12 protein-coding genes are annotated in these 17,841 nt (G+C 28.9%); all 12 read left to right on the top strand.

Annotated features, from left to right (window positions below):
- Nucleotides 1-252 precede the first annotated feature (252 nt).
- The 12 genes from CXF68_RS20110 to CXF68_RS20060 all read left to right on the top strand — a co-directional run bounded on the left by CXF68_RS20110 (nt 253) and on the right by CXF68_RS20060 (nt 16,247).
- Complete coding sequence (locus CXF68_RS20110; RefSeq protein WP_101047138.1) at nt 253-3,288, top strand: ankyrin repeat domain-containing protein; 3,036 nt, start codon at nt 253-255, stop codon at nt 3,286-3,288.
- A 190-nt stretch (nt 3,289-3,478) separates the two neighbouring features.
- Entirely contained in the window at nt 3,479-3,913 is a 435-nt protein-coding gene (locus tag CXF68_RS20105) for an Rrf2 family transcriptional regulator (RefSeq protein WP_101047136.1), read from the top strand.
- A gap of 43 nt (nt 3,914-3,956) precedes the next feature.
- The gene (locus CXF68_RS20100) at nt 3,957-4,394 is read left to right on the top strand and encodes a hypothetical protein (RefSeq protein WP_101047134.1); all 438 of its coding nucleotides are present in this window, start codon (nt 3,957-3,959) and stop codon (nt 4,392-4,394) included.
- 199 nt (nt 4,395-4,593) lie between these two features.
- Nucleotides 4,594-5,316: an iron-sulfur cluster repair di-iron protein gene (gene ric / locus CXF68_RS20095; protein ID WP_101047132.1), complete on the top strand. Its 723-nt coding sequence runs from the start codon at nt 4,594-4,596 to the stop codon at nt 5,314-5,316.
- Nucleotides 5,317-5,324: 8 nt separating this feature from the next.
- Nucleotides 5,325-7,553 carry a nitric-oxide reductase large subunit gene (locus CXF68_RS20090; protein WP_101047130.1) on the top strand — a complete coding sequence of 743 codons (2,229 nt, stop codon included), beginning with the start codon at nt 5,325-5,327 and terminating at the stop codon, nt 7,551-7,553.
- 259 nt (nt 7,554-7,812) lie between these two features.
- Entirely contained in the window at nt 7,813-8,679 is an 867-nt protein-coding gene (locus tag CXF68_RS20085; RefSeq protein WP_232771690.1) for a winged helix-turn-helix domain-containing protein, read from the top strand.
- 186 nt (nt 8,680-8,865) lie between these two features.
- Nucleotides 8,866-11,421 carry an adenosylcobalamin-dependent ribonucleoside-diphosphate reductase gene (locus tag CXF68_RS20080; protein ID WP_101047126.1) on the top strand — a complete coding sequence of 852 codons (2,556 nt, stop codon included), beginning with the start codon at nt 8,866-8,868 and terminating at the stop codon, nt 11,419-11,421.
- A gap of 581 nt (nt 11,422-12,002) precedes the next feature.
- On the top strand, nt 12,003-13,394 hold the full coding sequence (locus tag CXF68_RS20920; RefSeq protein ID WP_198553866.1) for a DUF4291 domain-containing protein: 1,392 nt from the start codon (nt 12,003-12,005) through the stop codon (nt 13,392-13,394).
- 110 nt (nt 13,395-13,504) lie between these two features.
- Complete coding sequence (locus tag CXF68_RS20070) at nt 13,505-14,023, top strand: hypothetical protein (protein ID WP_101047124.1); 519 nt, start codon at nt 13,505-13,507, stop codon at nt 14,021-14,023.
- Between the two features lie 226 nt (nt 14,024-14,249).
- Nucleotides 14,250-14,786: a hypothetical protein gene (locus tag CXF68_RS20065; RefSeq protein ID WP_101047122.1), complete on the top strand. Its 537-nt coding sequence runs from the start codon at nt 14,250-14,252 to the stop codon at nt 14,784-14,786.
- A 431-nt stretch (nt 14,787-15,217) separates the two neighbouring features.
- Nucleotides 15,218-15,379 carry a hypothetical protein gene (locus CXF68_RS20750; RefSeq protein WP_157822020.1) on the top strand — a complete coding sequence of 54 codons (162 nt, stop codon included), beginning with the start codon at nt 15,218-15,220 and terminating at the stop codon, nt 15,377-15,379.
- A 445-nt stretch (nt 15,380-15,824) separates the two neighbouring features.
- On the top strand, nt 15,825-16,247 hold the full coding sequence (locus CXF68_RS20060; RefSeq protein ID WP_101047120.1) for a hypothetical protein: 423 nt from the start codon (nt 15,825-15,827) through the stop codon (nt 16,245-16,247).
- Nucleotides 16,248-17,841: the final 1,594 nt, after the last annotated feature.

Genomic DNA, 17,841 nt, shown 5'->3' with positions numbered 1-17,841 from the left:
AAGTGCCTTGTTAATAGGTGTTTTTATGCGGTTTTATAAATTAATGTAGAATGTAAAAAAACAATTATTAAATAATATTAAGAGGTATTTACTTGAAAATAAGCATGTTTTAGTTTAATTGTGTGTTGTGAAAATACGCTTTGTAGTGAGAGTAAAATCCCTATATACAGGGGGCACTATATTTATGTATAAATGTATTTTTACGAATAGAAATAAGCAATTATAGCTTATCAATATTTAAAAATAATTTTCATGAAAAATTTTAAAAAATATTTCACTTTAGAAAAAGAAGGAATAACGCACTATTTTTTAATAACTCTTAAAAAAAAATATAACATTCTTGTTAGTGGTGTATTAGGGCAATCTCCCATCATAGAAATAAATGATTTTGAGAATAAAGAAATAGCGAAGGAAAAAGTAGATGCTATTATTCTAACGAAATTAGAAGAGGATTATAAAGAAGTAGAAGTATCAAATGAATTTTCTGTTTTTTCAATTGCAATGGAGCAATTAAAGACTGAGGATGTAGCGCAGTTTGAAAAAGGAATACTTATTTTAAAAAAGCTAGTAACTATTTATTATAATAGCGATAAACACCCTTTTGTTAAATTCTTAGGGGTTAAAATGAAAGATGAAAGTTTAGTTACTGTTTCAATACTAGATGAGTACCTTAAAAAACACATAGATAAACTATCATCTTCTTCGTTGGTTTCTATCTTTAAAATGACATTACAAAATATTTATTTTAATTTTGAAGCAACTAGTTTTGTCGTAGAAGAAATTATAAAAAGGAAAGATTTAAAAGCTCAGCTTGCTGTTGTAAAACAATTTTATAAAGCTTGTGAGTATTATGATGCAGGTCATCGATTTTGGAGTTCAACTAATCAAGATGAATTAATAGATTCTCACTTTCCTAAATTTGAATCACAGGCGTTACTTGAATTATTAGCAAAAGCTTCTGGAGATATGCTTAATAATGACGGGGGAGATGGTATGGAAGAACTTTTTACACCTGCATTATGTAATACTGAAGATATAGTTATTCAGCAAAAAATATTAGACGTTTTAGAAATTTATAAAAAAGAATATGAGGAAGAAGAATATGTTGATGAGGAGTATTTTGATGATTTATTAGGGAATATTTTAGAATTGGCTTCTGTTAATGTTGAAAAAGGTATTGAGAAAATAAATGAAAGAAAGGAGAGTAGAGCGTTTTTTTTAGAAGCGATAGAAGAAGTCAATCTATTAAAAATACAGGAATTCTTAGAGAAAGGGATAATTCCTGATAAAGGGCTTGTTAAAAAGATTATCGAAATATCATTAGAAAGCAAGAATTTATCTATTCTTAAATTATGCAAAGAAAAAGGAGTGCAGTTTAATATTGAAGATTTATTTAATAATCCAACTGAAAATGTTGAGGTATTAAAAGAATGTATTGAGTCAGATGTAGTAGATGTTATTTATATAAGTGAAAAATCAAATAAGAATCTATTATTTTTTGTTTCCGAAAATAAAATTCTTTTAGAAGCTTTACTTAAGAAAGAGGTTGATGTAAATCATCTTGATGAAGATGGCAAAACTATTTTAATGCGTATATGTTCTTATGCTAGAGGAGATAAAGAGGTGTATATAGAAGATGTAAATTTACTATTAGCTTATGAAGCAAATCCTAATGTAAGTGTAACTAGTGAAGGATGGGAAAAAGGAACAACAGCTTTACATTATGCGATAGAAAATAAAGCAGTTGAAATTACTAAATTATTAATTAACGCTTCTGCTGATGTAAACGCTATACGTGATAATGGAAATAATCCTTTAATGCTGGCGCACAAGGCAAACAATAGTGAATTGATTGATTTGTTGGTTAAGGTAGGAGCAACTGCCCCTGAAGAGGAACTTCTAAAAATTGAATTCTTAAGATGTGCTTCTCAGAAACAATGGGATAGAATTTTAGAATTAGAAAGGGATATTATTTTAGCATACCCAGAAGATTTCACTGTTGTTTTACGTTTAGCTGAAGCGCATTATTTTTCAAGATCAAATTATGAGCAAGCTGCTATTTACGCAAAAAATGCTTTACAATTAGAAGCTAATAATAGCTCTCTAAATATTTTTTTTATGAGCTCAATTAGGCTTGGGAAAATTCAAGAAACTATTGATGTGTTTTTAGCGCATAAGAAACAATTTAGCCCTGAAAGAATTTTAGCAGATAACATAATTGCAAATCTTGTTGTTGCTTATTGTGCAAGTAATCAGTTAAAAGAAGGTGTTGAAGTCTTAAGTCCTTATTTTAGTAAGGTTGAAGAATCTAGAAAGGTAAGAGGAGTTATGAGTTTTAACATAGCTTGTATGTATGCGTTGGTAAATGATACTCACGAGATGTTACCTTATGTAATAAATGCATTAGAAAGAGAGTATACTAAAGATGATTTTCTTAACGAAGGTGATTTTGCTAATTATCATACTAATGAACTGTTTTTATTTATTTTAAATCAAAACCATAAAGAAAATATAGAATTAGAGGAATGTATAGAAGATAGTGAGGCGAATACATTTAAGAAACTAAGCGTAAAAGCTTTTTATAATACTGGAACGTTCTCGTTTGAAAATGATGATCATGAGTTTACATATACAACTGGTGTTGTTGGAGAAAAAGAAAAGGTAACTAGGCGATTATATATTTCTAAAGCACAGGCTTTAACAGTGTATTTTAATAAGCTTAAAAAAATGCCTAATGAAGATAAAAACATGTATTTCTTATTAAAAGAAGATGATTCGGTACAAAATAAGGTTCTTTTAGAGTTGCCTAATCAGTTAGATTTTTTATCAGGAAATAAAATTACAGCATCGGTAGATACGCCTATCGTATTTACAACTAATGCAAAATCAGGAGATGCTTTACTTGATTTTAATGAAGGTGAAATACCAGTGATGTCTAAAAGGTTTGTTGATTTATTAAAAGAAGCTGGAGTAGATTCATTGCAAACTTTTCCTGTGTCAATAAAGAGTAAAAAGGACGAAACTGTGTGGGGAGATTATTTTGCAGTAAACTTTTTAGATGTAATAGCATGTGGTGCTTTTCCTGCATCTTTATTTAAGAAAAACAAACCTAAACACGGTGTTCGTTGTGAGTTGGCTATTGATACCGAGAAAGTTGATGACACATTATTGTTTCGTTTAAAAGAAGAATTGTCTACGATTGTTTTGCATCGTAGTGTTGCTAAATATCTTATAGATAATGATCCAGATGAGGTTGTGAAATGGGAGTTTAAAGGTGTTATTCACTAGGTTTTTATAGTGTTGTTTCTTATGAAGTTACAGCGTTTATTGTTGCAATTACTTATAGTATGAATACTCAATAAAATAAGATTAATCATTTAGGTAATTGCAACAATATTTTTATCAATAAATATTTTATAGCGGATATGTTTGTCTGTTATAAAAATATCCTCTAAATTTGCACTATAATAATAAAAGAATGTTTTCAAAATCATGTGAATATGGACTTCGGGCAGTAATATATATTGCACAACAGAGCGCACAAGATCTAAAAGTCAGTTTATCTACTATATCTGAAGCTATAAATTCTCCACAAGCATTTACAGCTAAAGTATTGCAACAACTCACAAGAAACAATATTGTTAAATCTATAAAAGGACCTTATGGAGGTTTTATTATAGAAAATGGTAAAATGGAAACGATTAAACTTAGTGATGTTGTTAAGGTGTTAGATGGAGATGCTATTTATACGAGTTGTGGTTTGGGCTTAAGTGAATGTAATGCAAAATCACCTTGTCCACTTCATTTTCAATTTGTTGAGGTTAGAAACAAATTGAAATCAATGTTAAATAACACAACGTTATTAATGCTTGTTAACGATATGAGTATTGATACATTTTTTTTAAAAAGATAAAAAAAATAAATTTAAAACGGATAAAAAGATCCGTGTATACGTTATGAAAAAAACAATCATTATAACCTTTATTTGGATTGGTTTTGTAGGTGCTATAAGTTTTATGGAATCATGGTTGAAATTTCAAGCGCCAGGTATAACAACTAAGCTTGGCTTAGGAATTGGAAGGCTTGTTTTTAAAGCTTTAAATATAATGGAGATCGTTTTTTCAATAACCATTATTGCAAGTTTGGTAATGCCTTTAAGAAAACAAAAACTACAATTTTCATATACTTTTCTCATTGTAATTTTTATAGTAATACTACAAACATTTTGGTTGTTACCTATTTTAAATGAACAAGCAGAATTAATTATTCAAGACATAGAAATAAAGAAAGGTAATTTTCATTTTGTGTTTGTTTTATTGGAGGTAATAAAAATAATATGTCTTTTCTTTTTTGGATTTAACCAGTTAAAAAAGTTAACATATAAAGTAGAATGAAAAGAAGTTTCAAGCAATAACTACTGATTACCCTGAATATTTAAGCGAATATATATGGAATCGCCCTATAAAGAATATTTAAGACTTAAATAAAACCACTGAAAAATATTTATGATATAAACATCCTGAATAGTCATTTAGCACGATGCTAAATGAAAAAATGAACTATATAACTTTTAAAATCAATCAACACTAAATAATGAATATTAATAATAAAACATTAGTAAGCAATATTGTTGCAGAAAATTATAAGTCTGCTAACATTTTTAAATCTTATGGAATAGATTTTTGCTGTAACGGAAATAGAAGTATAGAAACTGTGTGTAATTCAAATAATGTTAAGGAAAACATACTAATTAAGCAATTATCAAATTGCTTTAACACAGAAATAGATACTAACAACTATCAATCTTGGGATATTGATTTTCTTTCAGATTATATTTATAATAAGCATCATAAATATATTGAAAAGAAGGTGCCTGAAATTAAGCAATATCTAGATAAGCTATGCAAAGTACACGGTGTAGGGCATCCAGAATTATTTGAAATATATAAGTTGTTTACTGAAAGTGCGAACGATTTAACAACACATATGAAAAAAGAAGAATTTATACTGTTCCCTTATTTTAAAAAGTTGGTTGAAGCTAGTAAAAATAATACCGTAGTTTCTAGTTCACAATTTGATAGTGTTACAAGCCCAATTGCAATGATGCATGAAGAGCATGATAACGAGGGGCATCGGTTTAGAAAAATATCAGAATTAAGTAACAATTACGCACCTCCTGTAGATGCATGTACTACATACAAAGTTGCCTATCTTTTATTACAAGAATTTGAAAACGATTTACACAAGCACATTCATTTAGAAAATAATATTTTATTTAAAAAAGGAGTTGAATTAGAAAAAACTCTACAAAACTAGAAGGAAACATGAGAAAAACATGGATAGCATTTATTAGCGTTGTAACTCTTTCGTTTATAGCACTAATTTGGGTAGGAACTGAAGTATATCAAACACAACCACCTATACCTGATAAGGTTGTTGTAAAAGGATCTGGAGATATTGTTTATACAAAAGAAGATATTCAAATAGGTCAGAATGTTTGGGAATCTATTGGAGGTATGGAAGTAGGTTCTATATGGGGGCATGGAAGTTATGTAGCTCCTGACTGGACAGCAGATTGGATACATAAAGAAGCGATATTTTTACTAAAACATTGGTCTAATACTGATTTTAATACTTCGTATGATAATTTAGATGTAGAAAATAAAGCGGCGATAAAAGCTCGTTTGATTAATGATATTAAGACGAATACATTTAATAGTACTACAAAAACAGTTACAATATCAAAAGAAAGATTGGCTGCTATTAAAGCGAATGTAAAGCATTATACCTCTATTTTTTCTGATGGAAAAGAAGAGTACGCGATTCCTAAAGGTGCTTTAACAGATGTTGTTAAGTTAGAACAATTAAATGCCTTTTTATTTTGGACTTCTTGGGCAGCAAGTACTAATAGACCTAATGAAGATTACACGTACACCTCTAATTGGCCACACGAACCTTTAATTGATAATCTTATAACCAAAGATTCTCTTATATGGTCTGGATTGTCAATAGTTTTACTACTTCTTTTTATTGGTATTTTAACTTTTTATTATTTAAAGAACCATGAAAAAGGAGATATTATAACGCAGCCTGAAAAAGACCCTTTGGTAGGAATGAAATTAGTAGGTTCACAAAAAGCTGTTCTAAAATATTTTATTGTTATTTCACTTTTAATTGGGCTACAAGTAGTTCTTGGTATTATAACAGTACATTATACAGTAGAAGGGCAAGCTTTTTTTGGCTTTGACTTAGCAAGCTATTTACCTTATTCTATTACTAGAACTTGGCATACGCAATTAGCAGTATTTTGGATTGCAGCAACTTGGTTAGCTACTGGTTTATTTTTGGCGCCAATGATTTCTGGGAGGGAATTTAAATATCAAAATTTTGGAATCAATTTCTTATTTGTAGCATTACTTATTATAGTATTAGGGTCTATGCTTGGAGAATGGCTTGGAGTACACCAATTTTTAGATTTAACAACCAACTTTTTCTTTGGACATCAAGGATATGAGTATATGGATTTAGGAAGGTTTTGGCAAATATTTCTTGGTATAGGCTTAATATTATGGGTGTTTATGGTTGGAAGACATATTATTTATGCTATTAGAAAAAATGATGAATCTAAACAGTTGTTAATTATTTTATTAATATCTGTAGTGGCAATTGGTATGTTCTTTTTCTCTGGATTAATGTATGGTGAAAATAGTAGTTTACCTGTTATTAATTATTGGAGATGGTGGTTAGTTCATTTATGGGTTGAAGGATTTTTTGAAGTTTTTGCAACTGTAGTAATTGCGTTTATTTTCTCTAAAATGGAAATAATATCTGCTAGAACTGCGGGGAGAGTTTCTGTTGCGTCTGCAACCATATTTTTAGCAGGAGGTATTATAGGAACTTTACACCATTTATACTATTCAGGAACTCCAGTTCAAGCCATAGCTTTGGGTGCCACTTTTAGTGCATTAGAAGTTGTTCCTTTAACATTAATGGGGTTTGAAATTAAAGAAAGTTGGACTCTTTTAAAAAGTAAACCATGGATGCAAAGATATAAATGGCCAATCTTTTTCTTTATTGCTGTGTCGTTTTGGAATTTTATAGGAGCTGGTGTATTCGGATTTTTGATTAATCCACCAATTGCCTTATACTACATACAAGGGTTAAATACTACAGCAGTTCATGCACATACAGCCTTGTTTGGTGTATATGGAATGTTGGGGATGGGCTTCATTCTTATTTGTTTACGCTTTTATTCTAATAGAGTATGGGAAAGTAAAAAATTAAAAAGAGCTTTCTGGCTGTTAAATATAGGCTTAGTAGCCATGGTGTTATTTAGTTTATTGCCAATAGGTATAATTCAAGCATATACTTCAATTACAAAAGGATATTCTTTTGCTAGAGATGCTGAACTATTATATTCACCTGTAGTACAAACTTTAAAATGGCTTCGAATGATTGGAGATATTATCTTTTCAGGAGGGATATATTACTTCTGTTGGTTTACTATTTCTGAAACAATTTATAGCTATAAAATTAAAAATAATGTAAATTAATTTATAGGTTGTAATCAATAAGTAGTTTTGTAACTATAATAAATTTTAAACAAACCATTGCTCAGATATTAATCTGAGTGATGGTTTTTATGTTTAAACTAGGTTGTTCATTTTTTTAATTAGTGTAAGCTATAAAAACAGCTAGTCTAATAGGAGTATGACTAAACTAAAGTTAGTACTTTAAAGAGTGTCAAAAAAGTGTAAAAGAAATGTAAATAGTTACAAAAAGTCATGAAAATGTATGTTATTTACTGGTATTATGAATAAAACAAAGATTTACATATACAGTGGCTTGGCTTTTTTTCTTTTTTTAGGGCTACTACTTTCTTCATTCAATAAAAAAAACAAAGACTTTTCAGAGAAAGTTAAAATTTCTTTACGCGATGTCGGTAATCAATTATTACTCATTAATAAAGATTCTACCTCATTGGTTTTACCTGTGGTTGAATTAGCTGATTTTAAGTATGGATTGTCGTTTAAGAGTAAGCTTTCTTTTGATCCTGGTAAATTAGTTACGCTTGTTAAAGAGAGTTTAAAAAAAGTAGCATTGTCTGAATCTTATAGCGTAGAAGTTTTACAATGTTCAGATAACGAAGTTGCGTATAGCTATCAAATGAGTTTTTTAGTAGAAGATGTAATTACACCATGTGCAGGAAGACTTCTGCCCGAAAACTGTTATAATATTCAAGTTAAATTTATTAAAGAAGAAACTACTATTGTTAGTAGTCTATTATTTTTAATAGGATTGTTTCTTTTAATAATTGTTTTTGTAATAGATTTTATCTTTTTTAAAAATAAGAAAGTAGTAAATGTTGAATCTGAAGTTAAAAAACACACAGATATAGGGAGTTTTCAGTTTTATCCAGACCAAAATAAATTAGTAAAACAAGCGGTAGAAATATGTCTTTCTAAAAAAGAATGTGAGCTATTGGCTATTTTCGTGGCAAACCCGAATCAAATTATAAAAAGAGAAGAGTTAACAAAGAAGGTTTGGGAAGATAAAGGTGTTTTTGTAGGGCGTAGCTTAGATACTTACATCTCTAAATTACGAAAAAAATTAAAAGAAGATAAAACTATTAAGTTGGTAAATATTCATGGTGTTGGTTATAAATTAGAAGTGAGTTGATTAATTTACTTTAAGATTTTAAATATTTTTTTGTAAACATTTTACTGTTAGTAAGTTTTTAATTGATTGTTTGTTAGGTTGTTGTGTTTTGTTTCTGTTTACTTTATGATATAAGTCATCTTTTTTATTTTTATTTTTTTTAACTTAGAGCTATTAAGTTTAAAGTTAAATTCTCTGAGAAAAACAATGAAACCTACAATAAAAGTTACCTCTAAAACGACATATACAAGGGAAGAAGCATTAACAGCAGCATTAAATTATTTTAAAAATGATGATTTAGCGGCAAGCGTTTGGTTAAATAAATATGCACTGAAAGATTCTGACGGAAATATTTATGAACGTACTCCCAATGACATGCATGAAAGGATTGCAAAAGAAATTGCAAGAGTTGAGAAGAAGTATAAAAACCCGTTAACAGCATCAGAAATATTTGAAGTAATTAAAGATTTTAAATATATTGTTCCGCAAGGAAGTCCTATGGCAGGAATAGGAAATACGTTTCAAGTAGGCTCACTATCTAATTGCTTTGTAATTGGTAATGATGGAGATTCTGATTCTTACGGAGGAATTATGAAAATTGATCAAGAGCAAGTGCAGTTAATGAAAAGGCGTGGAGGTGTTGGTCATGATTTATCACATATCAGACCTAAAGGATCACCTGTAAAGAACTCCGCACTAACATCAACAGGAATTGTTCCTTTTATGGAGCGGTATTCAAATTCTACAAGAGAAGTAGCACAAGATGGTCGTCGTGGAGCATTAATGTTATCCGTTTCTATAAATCATCCAGATTCTGAAGATTTTATCGATGCAAAATTAGCGCAAGGAAAAGTTACAGGAGCCAATGTATCAGTTAGAATTGATGATGCATTTATGAAAGCTGTAAAAAAGGAGGAAGATTATATACAGAAATACCCGGTTTTTAGCACAACTCCAAAAGTTTCAAAGACAGTGCCTGCAAAAAAGTTGTGGAAAAAAATAGTGCATAATGCATGGAAATCTGCTGAACCAGGAATTTTATTTTGGGATACAATTATTAACGAATCGGTGCCAGATTGTTATGCCGATTTAGGATACAAAACAGTATCTACGAACCCATGTGGAGAAATACCTTTATGTCCGTACGATTCATGTCGCTTATTAGCAATTAACTTATTTTCATATGTAGAAAATCCGTTTACAGAAAAAGCTGCATTTAACTTCGAGTTATTTAAAAAGCATATTGTAATTGCTCAAAGAATGATGGATGATATTATTGATTTAGAGTTAGAGAAGATTGATAAGATATTAGAGAAGATTGAAGCAGATCCAGAATTAGACAATGTAAAAGCTACCGAAAAAAACCTTTGGTTAAATATTCGAAAAAAAGCGGATGAAGGTAGAAGAACTGGTATTGGAATTACTGCCGAAGGAGATATGTTAGCAGCTTTAGGTATAAGGTATGGAAGTGATGAGGGGAATGACTTCTCTGAGAAAGTACATAAAGTATTAGGAATAGAAACTTATAGAGCCTCTGTAAATTTAGCGAAAGAGCGAGGTGCTTTTTCAATATATAATTCAGAAAGAGAAAAAGAGAATCCGTTTATTCTACGTTTAAAAGAAGCAGATAGCAAGCTGTATTATGAAATGTTAGAACACGGTCGTAGAAACATTGCTTTGTTAACAATTGCACCAACAGGAACAACAAGTTTAATGACACAAACTTCGTCGGGTATAGAACCTGTTTTTATGCCAGTTTATAAGAGAAGAAAAAAAGTAAACCCTAATGATAAAGGTTCTCGGGTAGATTTTGTTGATGAGGTTGGAGATTCGTGGGAAGAATATGTAGTTTTTCATCATCGATTTAAACAGTGGATGGAAGTAAATAATATTGATTCTTCTAAAAATTTCTCACAAGAAGAATTAGATGTTTTAATAAAAAAATCACCGTATTATAAGGCAACCTCTAATGATGTTGATTGGTTGAGTAAAGTAACCATGCAAGGAGCAGTACAAAAATGGGTAGATCATTCTATTAGTGTAACTATAAATTTACCAAACGATGTTAGTGAAGATTTGGTAGGCGATTTGTATTTAAAAGCTTGGGAAGTTGGTTGTAAAGGAGTAACAGTTTATAGAGATGGTTCTCGTTCGGGAGTCTTAATTTCTAATGATGAAAAAAAGGAAGAAAAGAAAGGCAATGTGTTAACTTCAGTCCCGATTAAACGCCCAGAAGTGTTAGAGGCAGATGTTGTTCGTTTTCAGAATAAAAAAGAAAAATGGATTGCTTTTATTGGTTTGGTTGATGGTAATCCGTACGAGATTTTTACAGGTTTAATTGATGATGAAGATGGAATTTTAATACCGCGTTCGGTAGAGAATGGTTTAATCTTAAAAAATAGAAATGATGACGGAACTTCGCGTTATGATTTTCAGTATAAAAACAAAAGAGGATATAAAACAACAATTGAGGGCTTGTCACACAAGTTTAATCCTGAGTTTTGGAATTATGCAAAGCTGTTTTCAGGAACATTACGTCATGGGATGCCAATTGATAAAATTGTTGAATTGATTCAGAGTTTACAATTAGATAGTGAATCTATTAATACATGGAAAAATGGTGTTGTACGTGCATTGAAGCGTTATGTTGAAGATGGTACAGAAGCAAAAGGTCAGGCTTGTGATAATTGTAATTCTAATAATTTAATTTACCAAGAAGGTTGTTTAACTTGTAACGATTGTGGATCTTCTAAGTGTGGATAAAGCGTACCTACTACTAAGTGTGTTCAATAAAACAATATAAAAGTGTAGTTAAAAACAAAAGCATTTAGGAATTGACATTATGCCTAAGCATCCATTTGTATAAACGGTAATACAATGTTTGAAGTCTGGAGTAATTTGAGATAAAGGTATTGAAACAAAAGCTGTGATTAATAAGAAAGCTGTCAGTTTGGTAAAAAAAGAAGTCTTTCTTGGCTCCACAAATCCGATGTTAAGTTGGTCATAGTTGTATTCCATAAAGTAAAAATAGTAAAAACAAAATTAATTAAAAGTGTAGGTATCTCGATACCTTTAAAAACGGAAAAGATCATTGATATAATTTTGGTAAGTATAACTAGCCGTATATTAATAGCATAATATACGGTTAGCTAATAAATATTATAACGTTTTAATTTGTGTTCACTAAGTTAGAAAGTTATTAAACTTAGAGGAGTTGTTGGGGTTTAAAATGTTTCACAGCTTAAAATTAATTAGTATGTTTGAAAGAGATAGATATAAGTGTGTCTATATAATAAAAATAAACACACCAGTGTGTTTATCTATACGTCATAGCCAATAAAAAAATGAAGCAACATTACTTAAATCTTAACCTCTACTATTGGTTACCTATATGGGAATATAGAGTTCCATTACTTTTTTCAAAAATGGAAGGTTGGATTGATGAACCTTATTATTGGTTCAGTAAGTCAGATGACGAAAAACATATAACTGCATGCGTAGAGCCTAGTGGATTATGTTTTGAGGCTCTTATGGAGGAAAAAGAATGGCAAGAATGGATTGTTAATTTTAAGGAAATTGCTCAGAAAATATTAGGTTTCAAGGTTGGTGAAATAGAATTAGGAGAAGTAGGACACGAACCTGAATGGTTGAATTCGAAATTAAGGGTTTTAGAAGATATCAGATTAATTTTAGACTCAAATAGTTCATCAGAAGCTTGGAAATATTTGGAAGAAGTCAACAAAAACGAACTAACGGAAATTGAAGAACTTGAAATTGATAAACAATTTTTCAGAGGAAATTGGCATGAAATACACGATCAACTTGCCAGTGGTTTCCAATGGTCCAAACACCCATCTCTAAGTGAGTTTTTATACAAGCAAATAACCTCTAATAAAATTCCTGAATTTGATTACAAACCTGTATCAAGAAAAGCAGTTTGGGCTCTTGCTGATATAGGAACAGTACAATCAAAAAAATACTTAGATGAACTTGCAATAATAAACAATCCTGTAATTAAAGAATTTGCTCTAAAAAGAATTACTAATTGGGAAAAAGAAAAAGAAAGAAAGGGAAGAATGATTCCAAGTCAATTAAGTTTTTCGAAAAGAATTCGACTTGAGAACTATCAGGATTATGTAAATAGAATCCCTAAGAACGGAACTAATATTATTGCTTATCAAACAGATGAACATATTGTTCTTTATCAAGCTTATAAAAATTCAATTGCTAGGTACGCTGTTGAAAATCAGAAATTAGGTGGTACATCTTTTAGTTATGATCGCATGTCATGGCTAAAACCGAACTATTTATGGATGATGTATCGTAGTGGATGGGCAACAAAAGAAAATCAAGAAAGGATATTGGCTATTCGAATTCTCAAATCAGATTGGGAATTAATTCTTGAAAAAGCTGTATTATCTAATTTCAATAAAAATCTATACGATAATCATGAGGGATGGAAAACTGAGTTGAATCAAAGTGAAGTCAGAATTCAATGGGATCCAGATCATGATCCGTATGGAAACAAACTTGACAGAAGAGCAATACAAATAGGAATAAAAGGAGAAACTCTGAAGCTATTTGGCCAAGGAATGATTAAAAGTATTGAAGATATTACACCTTTTGTGAGAAAACAAAAATTATATGTTGACTTAGATGACTTAGAAAATTTAGAATTACCTAGAGAAGAAATCTATAAGGTCAATAATGAAAATATTAACATTGGAATAGAATAAAAAAAGGCTATAACAATTTGTATAATGCATATGCACCCTGTGGAATGCAAACGTACCATACAAAAAACGTTAGGTATAAGCTAAAAAGAATATAAATAAGTTCGCTAATTATGAAAAAAGACTCTTTTAGTGATCTTTCATGGATTACAGACGAAATGAAAGATGAAGTGGGTAAGCGAGATAAAATTGTAAGTGATGAAGATATAGAGGGGCTATTTTTATTAAATGACAATTCTGATTTTTCCATTGCGCTACATGAGATACTTGTAAATAGAAATGATGAAAATCAGGATTCTTTAAATCAAACCCAATTGAATTTATTTCTAAGCATGCATTTGGAAAATGCAAGTCAAGCAGATAGCATACTGACTTTTTTACAAGAATGGTTTCCTGATAAAGAAAAACAAATAATAAAATCATTAAATGAAATTGGAGCAATTAAGTCATCAGAAATAATAAAACAAGCTATTGATTTATTACCTCAAGATAGAAGTTGGTTTTATGAAAGTTCAGACGAAAATTCTGAAAAACTAATGGATAAACTTGATAGAGAATTTTCAGATTACCCAGATGGCTCAATGAGTTATCTATATCGTAAATACGCTGAGAAGAATAGAAGATATATTTGAAACAAATAAAAGCTTATCTACAATATTATATATAGTAAATAGGGCGATTAGTGTTTATTAAAAAGATCTTTGTCTATTTGCAAAGTCGCCAAATCTTTTGATTTGGCTTTAGAAAAAAAGATAAAACAAAATAAAAAGTTTTGGATACGTGCTTAATCGGAAATTAAATAATTTTAATTCCTGTACTAATCATAGCTGAGACTGTTGTATTTAATTTGAAGAAATAATGAATAAACAAGTAAAACGATTAATAATATTTAACATTACCCTTTTAGCAGTTGGGTGCTTTTTTAGTTTTACCAAAAATGAAAATAATTCTATTGAGTGTTCAAATAACGAATGCCAAGGACAATATGTCGGTATTGAATTTATTAATGGCTCTGATATCGCACATCAATTTTCTAACAAAATGTCTGTGAAAGTAGGCGATAAACTTAAAAAACTATTTAATAAGGGGGAGTATTCTCAAGTTGACTTTGATAATATAGAAATGACAACAAAAGGAATGGGTAGCGGAAATGTTATTTATTATTTAAAAATCCCTTTTATACGTGTTAATTCAAAATGTGAAGCTTACACATCATTTGATCATGTTGGTGGATGGAATCATAAACCTGCATTAAAAGCGAGAAAGCAACAGCTTGAAAAAGCTTTGATGAAAAATCATAAATTGTATATAAGTGAATTAAAAACAACACCTGAAGGATTAGAGGAATATTGGATTCAGTGGAAGAACAAAATAACTCAATCAATATGTAAGTAAACAAAGTACAACAAAACCTAAACTGTATTAAAACGCAGTTTAGCCAAAACGTTGCCATATTTCAGGATTATATATTAAGAAAAAATTAAATTATTAAGAATCTAATACAAAAAAGAGTCGATGATTTTAGTGCAATACAAATGATTAAACCATTAAAAATAATATTTATAATAATTCTCTTCCTTTTTGGTTGTAAAACCATTAAAGTAAGACAAAACAGTTTAAATAATTTAATTACTGGAAAATGAGATTTCATTAAAGCTATTGATAGTTTTGGAATTGAACATAATACTATTAGAGAAGGTAATTGGGGACCTCATTCCTATAAAGTAATAGGCTCAAATGTTGAATTCAAACCGAACAATATTTGTATAAGAGATTATGGGAAAAATAATTTTACAATTTGTAAATGGAAAATAAAAAATGATTCTATGTTCCAGTATGGAGGACAGTTTGATTCTATTTCCTATAATAAAAAATTTGAAGATTTTACTCAGAAAATAAATAAACTAAGTACAGATATTTTAATTTTAGAATTGAAACCTAATATGCTTTTTGAATATAAGAAAGAAAAACCGAAACTAATAAAATAAACCAAATAGTAATAAAAGTTATAATTGACTTTAAGTTTAATGTATTTTTATAGTGTCCACCAAATATTTTGATTTGGTTTTACAACAAAAAAGATAAAACAAAATAAAAAGTTTTGGCTAAGTGCTTAATCGGAAATCATTACTTTTAATTTCCGTACTAACCATAGTCGAGCGGTTGACAGTAATCCCTTCTTTTGTAGAAAAAACAAATAATTATTTTTAGCTAACGTTTAATTATTTGATAAAGAAGAAAATACATCTGAAAAAAATAGTCGCTAATGTTTGATTTTCAGAATGTTTAAAAATATTAGTAAGAATTAAAAAAAAATGAACTTTTTAAAATCAGAATATTTTGAGATACACAAACTAACTAAGCCTGATTTGTACAATAATCAATACCTAGATGGTAAATTTAAATTTATTAAGTTAAGTTTGACATTGGATATTGAATTTCAAATTTCAAATTTCAAATTTCAAATCTCAAATCTCAAATGAAGATAGAAATACTAAAATATCATTAGCCACATTTGAAGAATTGTTTTGTAAATTTTACCAGAAATTTGACAATACCTTCTTAGATAAATTGATTAACCAAACAATTAATAGCTTGAGCAATGATATTGGAAAGTATAAAAGAAAAAATGAAATCGATCGATTAAGAAATAGAGTAAAACTAAGTGATATCGTATTCTCTTTTGAGAGATATTTAGACTTTCATACTGACGATGATATACCACCATATTCTGAGCGCAATGAAATTATTATGAGATTTTTAGATAAGGACTTTTTGAACTCTCACGAAATAGTTGTGAAAATTGAGTCAAACGATGACTTTGCTTTTAAAGAAGCTTATTTTGAACATATATAAAAACTGCTAATAACTGAGTATATGGCGTGTCAATAGGTTAAAGCTATATTCCTTGTTGTCTAAAAAAATAATACTTCCTACAAAACACTTTAATTAACGTGTTTTTATGTTCAATATTTAAGGGAATGAATTATAAAAAAAAACTGTAGATTTATGGGTAAATACCTTCTAAATCTTCTTCTAATAATCGAGGGGTTAAAACATCTGAAGGACGTTTTTAAATTCCGAAATGATAATAATACAATTTCTTTTTAGAAGGCCTGTCTTTAGTTTTTTCATCAATCTTGAATAAGAGTTTCTCTTTTTCATCTTCACTTAGGTATTGGAATAGACTCATAAAATCAAAAATAATAAAAACAAAATAAAGAGAACCTGTAGTAATTCTAATTGTTTTTTCTATTCCTGTAAAAATTATAAAGGATGCGTGAAATAATTAAGATTATACAAATAGTAATAATTAAAGAGTAATTTAATTATGAATGTAAAATCATTAATAAATATGATTAAAAAAACCAGTACTAGAATGTAAAAATCTAGTACTGGTAAAATTAAATATATTATTAAGAAATGTATAAATGTTTCTTCTTAGTGACCTCTTTTCTATGGGGTGAGATTTACTTTATGTTTCATTTACAAATTCTATATATTTAATTATCTATATAAAAAACTATACTGTAAATATAATTTAAGAAGAGGTATGAATTTTAAATGTTAGATAAATGGCATTGAAGTATCGATTAAAAATAAAAAAGTAAGGATAAATAAATTGTAATTAAAAAAACATGCCATATAGTATATAGATAAATGAAATTGTCCAGCCTATTATGAATATTATTCCAAAAATACGAAGGAATTTTCCGTCCTTGATAGGTATATCTAAACTATCGAAAAAATCATTATAAGAGTTTGAATCATTAAAGAAAATTATTCCAGATCCACCTGCGAATATTATAATAAGACCAAGAATAACAAAGAGTATTATCATAACTTAAAAGTAAAACAAATATTAAAATAACAATAGTGAAAGCAATAATTGTAGCAATTAGAGCGACTGAAAATTGAATTAAAAACTTTTCAGAATTTAACCATTTAATTCTTTTAGGAGATTTTTAAAAGTAGAAATTAAATAAAAATAGAGGAATTAAAATAACAGTAGAATGGGAGATATAAAAAAAGCGAACCGAAGTTCGCTGATAAATTATTATGAATTGGAAAATACACATTGGCAAGAACCAAAATCCCATTCTTCATTTATATCGCAACTCTCGAGAGGGAAACACCTACGTCCTCCGTTGACAGATTTTTGCTCTGATTTGTTCAATACTGAACCTAAGTTTGAAATGTTCTTTAACATAATTTGAGTTTTTAATTTCTCAAATATAAGTTGTAAAAAATAAGATTAATAAGAAAAAACCGTAAAAAAAAGTAAGGTAAAACCTTACTTAACTAAAATTAACAAAATATAAAATAACAGTAGTAAAAGTGATAAAGTTAAAGCAATAAAAAAGAGTTCATTTCTGAACTCTTGATTTTATAAAGTTTTTTTGTCGGATAAAAAACAATATACAAAATTTAATATTTCAAAATTAAATAA

The organism is Tenacibaculum sp. Bg11-29 (genome assembly GCF_002836595.1).
Taxonomy (GTDB): Bacteria; Bacteroidota; Bacteroidia; order Flavobacteriales; family Flavobacteriaceae; genus Polaribacter.
Note: the sequence above shows the minus strand (reverse complement) of the source record. Positions and strands in the feature narration are given on the sequence as shown.

Bases quoted from the DNA above. Each gene is read 5' to 3' on its own strand.
- CXF68_RS20110 (WP_101047138.1), top strand. From the start codon at position 253: ATGAAAAATTTTAAAAAATATTTCACTTTAGAAAAAGAAGGAATAACG.
- CXF68_RS20105 (WP_101047136.1), top strand. From the start codon at position 3,479: ATGTTTTCAAAATCATGTGAATATGGACTTCGGGCAGTAATATATATT.
- CXF68_RS20100 (WP_101047134.1), top strand. From the start codon at position 3,957: ATGAAAAAAACAATCATTATAACCTTTATTTGGATTGGTTTTGTAGGT.
- ric (WP_101047132.1), top strand. From the start codon at position 4,594: ATGAATATTAATAATAAAACATTAGTAAGCAATATTGTTGCAGAAAAT.
- CXF68_RS20090 (WP_101047130.1), top strand. From the start codon at position 5,325: ATGAGAAAAACATGGATAGCATTTATTAGCGTTGTAACTCTTTCGTTT.
- CXF68_RS20085 (WP_232771690.1), top strand. From the start codon at position 7,813: ATGAATAAAACAAAGATTTACATATACAGTGGCTTGGCTTTTTTTCTT.
- CXF68_RS20080 (WP_101047126.1), top strand. From the start codon at position 8,866: ATGAAACCTACAATAAAAGTTACCTCTAAAACGACATATACAAGGGAA.
- CXF68_RS20920 (WP_198553866.1), top strand. From the start codon at position 12,003: ATGAAGCAACATTACTTAAATCTTAACCTCTACTATTGGTTACCTATA.
- CXF68_RS20070 (WP_101047124.1), top strand. From the start codon at position 13,505: ATGAAAAAAGACTCTTTTAGTGATCTTTCATGGATTACAGACGAAATG.
- CXF68_RS20065 (WP_101047122.1), top strand. From the start codon at position 14,250: ATGAATAAACAAGTAAAACGATTAATAATATTTAACATTACCCTTTTA.
- CXF68_RS20750 (WP_157822020.1), top strand. From the start codon at position 15,218: ATGTTCCAGTATGGAGGACAGTTTGATTCTATTTCCTATAATAAAAAA.